The organism is Streptomyces sp. NPDC020192 (assembly GCF_044388685.1).
Lineage (GTDB): Bacteria > Actinomycetota > Actinomycetes > Streptomycetales > Streptomycetaceae > Streptomyces.
Map to the genome: position 1 here is coordinate 1 of NZ_JBIRXG010000097.1, position 4,124 is coordinate 4,124.

2 protein-coding genes are annotated in these 4,124 nt (G+C 72.1%); both read right to left on the minus strand.

The window, feature by feature from the left end:
* The coding region (locus ACH47Z_RS46950) for a type I polyketide synthase (RefSeq protein ID WP_399086722.1) at nucleotides 1-1,790 on the minus strand (1,790 nt) is incomplete at its 3' end.
* Nucleotides 1,791-1,817: 27 nt separating this feature from the next.
* On the minus strand, nucleotides 1,818-4,124 hold a 2,307-nt coding region (locus tag ACH47Z_RS46955; RefSeq protein WP_399086725.1), incomplete at its 5' end, for an SDR family NAD(P)-dependent oxidoreductase.

A 4,124-nucleotide genomic window follows, 5' to 3' on the forward strand; every position in this document is an offset into this window, starting at 1 on the left:
GCGATGCGGGCTGCGAACTCGGGTGAGGTGTCGAGGAGTTCGCGTCCCATGCCGGTCCACTGCGAGCCCTGCCCCGGAAACACGAACACCGTACGCCCCGCGGACACCGCCGTGCCGTTGACGACGTGGGGATCGGGCGAGCCCTCGGCCAGAGTGGCCAAGGCGGCGAGGCGTGCCTCGCGATCGTCGGTGATGACGGCCGCGCGGTGTTCGTGGGGGGTGCGGGTGGTGGCGAGGGCGTGGGCGATGTCGGTCGGGGTGAGGTCAGGGTGGTGTGTGAGGTGCGCGTGGAGTTGTCGGGCCTGGGCGCGCAGCGCTGTCGGGGTCTTCGCGGAGAGGATCCAGGGGGAGGCGGGTACCGGGGGGTGGGTCTGCCGGCTCTCGTCGGTGGGGGCTTGTTCGAGGATGATGTGGGCGTTGGTGCCGCTGATGCCGAAGGCGGAGACGGCGGCTCGGCGGGGGCGGTCGGTGTCGGGCCAGTGGATGGGTTCGGTGAGGAGGGAGACGGCTCCGGAGGACCAGTCGACCTGCGGGGTCGGCTCGTCGACGTGCAGAGTCCGGGGCAACTGCCCGTGCCGTAGGGCCATCACCATCTTGATCACCCCGGCCACCCCCGCGGCGGCCGAGGTGTGTCCGATGTTCGACTTCACCGAGCCGAGCCACAGCGGGCGTTCCGCGGGGCGTCCCTGGCCGTAGGTGGCGAGGAGCGCCTGGGCCTCGATCGGGTCGCCCAGAGTCGTACCCGTCCCATGGGCCTCGACCGCGTCCACCTGTTCGGGCGACAGCCGGGCGTTCTGGAGAGCTTGCCGGATCACGCGCTCCTGCGAGGGGCCGTTCGGCGCGGCGAGCCCGTTGCTGGCGCCGTCCTGGTTGACGGCGGAGCCGCGTACGACGGCCAGCACCCGGTGGCCGTTGCGGACGGCGTCCGACAGGCGCTCGACCAGGAGCATGCCCGCGCCCTCGGCCGGGCCGAAGCCGTCGGCGGACGCGGCGAAGGCCTTGCAGCGGCCGTCCGGAGCGAGCCCCCGCTGGCGGCTGAACTCCACGAAGCCGGACGGGTTGGACATCACCGTGACCCCGCCGACCAGGGCCGCCTCGCACTCGCCCCGGCGCAGGGCCTGGGCCGCCAGGTGCAGGGCCACGAGGGACGACGAACAGGCCGTGTCGATCGTGAGTGCGGGGCCTTCGAGGCCGAACGTGTAGGCGAGGCGGCCCGAGAGCACGCTGGCGAAGTTTCCGGTCCCGAAGTACCCCTCGACGGATTCGGGAACGCGCGCGTGCCCCCAGGTGTAGTCGACGTTGCTGATGCCGGCGAACACGCCGGTGCGGCTCCCGGCGAACGACTCCGGGTTCAGGCCCGAGTGCTCGAACGTCTCCCAGGCGACCTCCAGCATGATGCGCTGCTGCGGGTCCATGGCGAGGGCCTCGCGCGGTGAGATCCCGAAGAAGTCGGCGTCGAACTCCGTCGCGTCGTAGAGGAAGCCGCCCTCCCGCACGTAGTTCCGGCCGGGGCTGTCGGGGTCGGGGTCGTACAGCTCCTCGGTGTTCCAGCCGCGGTCGTCGGGAAACTTCGAGATCGCGTCCCCGCCCTCGGCCAGCAGCCGCCACAGGTCGTCGGCGGACCGCACCTCTCCGGGGTAGCGGCAGGCCATGCCGACGATCGCGATCGGTTCCGTGTCCGAGGCCTCGGTTTCACGCAGGCGTCGCTGGGCCTGCTTGAGGTCGGCGGTGACCCGCTTCAGGTATGCGAGGAGTTTCTCTTCCGTGTTCGGCATCCGTGACACCTCCATGCGCGCCTTGGTTCCTGATCGGGAAGATCAGGACAGTCCGAGATCCCGGTCGATGAGGTCGAACATGTCGTCGGCCGTGGCCGAGGCGAAGTCGCCCTCGGATGCGGCCCCTTCGTCGGTTGGTGCCGCGGACCTGTCCGCGAGCTTCCAGAGGAGTTCCTGGAGCCGGTTCTGCACGGCGAGCAGGAGTTCGCCGTCCGCCGGAACGTCGAAGAGCGACGCGTCCAGCCGGTCGATCTCCTCCAGCACGGGCAGCGGGGCCCCCGACGTGCCGGGCAGGAGCTGGGCTTCCAGATATCCGGCGACCGCGGCCGGAGTGGGATGGTCGAACACGAGCGTGGCCGGCACGCGCAGGCCCGTGGCCGCGTTGAGGCGGTTGCGCAGCTGGACCGCGGTGAGGGAGTCGAAGCCGAGTTCCTTGAACGCGCGGTTCCCGTCGACCGCTGTGCCGCCCGCATGACCGAGTACGTCCGCGGCATGCGACTGCACCAGTTCCAGCAGGGCGGCCCGCCGGTCGTCCGCCGTCATGCCGGCCAGGTCCCGCACGAGCGTGGACACGTCCGCGGTCCCGTCCGCCTCCGCGGCCAGCTCGGCGAGCGCCCGGCGCGCCTCCGGGATCTCTCCGATCAGCGGGCTGGGACGCAGCGACGTGAAGCCGACGACGAAGCGTTCCCACTCCACCCTGGCGACCGCCACGAACGTCTCGTCCTGCTCGACCGCGGCCACCAGTGCGGCGATGGCCCGCTCCGGCGCCATGTCGAGCACCCCGCGCCGACCCATGTACTCGGCCGCGCCCTCGGCGGCCATCATGCCGCCCGCGGCCCAGGCACCCCAGGCGACCGACGTCGCGGTGAGCCCGTTCGCCCGGCGCCGCTCGGCGAGCGCGTCCAGGTAGGCGTTGGCCGCCGCGTAGGCGCCGTGGCCGCCGCTGCCCCACACCCCCGCGTTCGACGAGAACAGCACGAACGCGTCGAGCGGGGTGCCGGCCAGCAGGTCGTCCAGATGCCGGGCACCCAGCACCTTCGCGGAGAGGATCTCCTCCACCTCGGCGGGCGTCACCTCGTCCACCATGCTCTGCTGCGGCACACCCGCGGCGTGCACCACCGCGGTCAACGGGTACTCGGCGGGCACCGAGGACAGCAGCCGCTCCAGCGCGTCGCGATCCGCCACGTCACACGCGGCGACGGTCACCCGCGCCCCCGACTCCGCCAGCTCCGCGGAGAGTTCGTCGGCCCCCGGAGCCTCGGCGCCGCTCCGGCTGACCAGCAGCAGATGCTCCGCACCGGCGGCAGCCAGCCACCGCGCGACCCGACCGCCCACGCCTCCGGTGCCCCCGGTGACGAGGACAGTGCCCCGCGGCTTCCAGGACCGCACCGGCGCGCTGTCACCCAGGGGGGCACGCACAAGCCGACGCCCGAACACACCCGACGCCCGCAACGCGAGCTGATCCTCCTCACCGTGATCGGCGAGGACACCCACCAACCGGGCCGCCAACTGCTCACCGAGATCGCCGGGATGCGCGGGCAGATCGATCAACCCGCCCCATCGCAGCGGCTGTTCCAGCGCCACCACACGCCCCAGACCGGTCACAGCCGCCTGCTCGGGCACGGAGTGCTCCGTGCCGGAAACGGACACCGCCCCGCTCGTCACACACCACAGCGGCGCGTCGACGCCGGCGTCACCCAGCGCCTGAACCAGGGCGATGGTCGCCGCAAGGGCCCGGGGTACGGCGGGACGGTCCGACTCCGCGGCACCGGCACCCGGCGCCAGCAGGGACAGGACCCCGGCCGGCCGTGCCCCGCCGGAAAGGTGCTCGCGGACACAGTCGGCCAACTCGACCCGATCGAGCCGTTCGGAGTCGACACTGAGCACGCTGACGCGAGCGCCACGCGAAGCCATGGCCCGGGCGACGACCTGGTTCCACGAATCCTCGGGCGACTCCGCCCCCACCACCAGCAGCCAATCGCCGCTCAGCGTCGGCAGGTTGGGGACGGTGACCCGCCGCCAGGAGATCCGGTAGCGCCAGCTGTCGAGGGCCGAGTACTCCTTCTGCCGTCGCCGCCAGCTCGACAGCGAGGGCAGCACCGAACTCCACGACATTGCCTCGCCATTGCCGTTCAGACTCAGCGCCTCGGAGAGCGCCTCAACATCCTCACGCTCCACCGCGTCCCAGAAGCGCGCGTCCGTGTCGTCGGCATGGCTCACCGGGACCGGGACGGGAGCGGACTCCAGCCAGTAACGCTGCCGCTGGAAGGGGTAGGTGGGGAGGTCGAGCCGGTACGGGTGTGGCGCGTCTGAGGTCGGGGTCCAGTTGATGGGGAGGCCGTGGGTCCA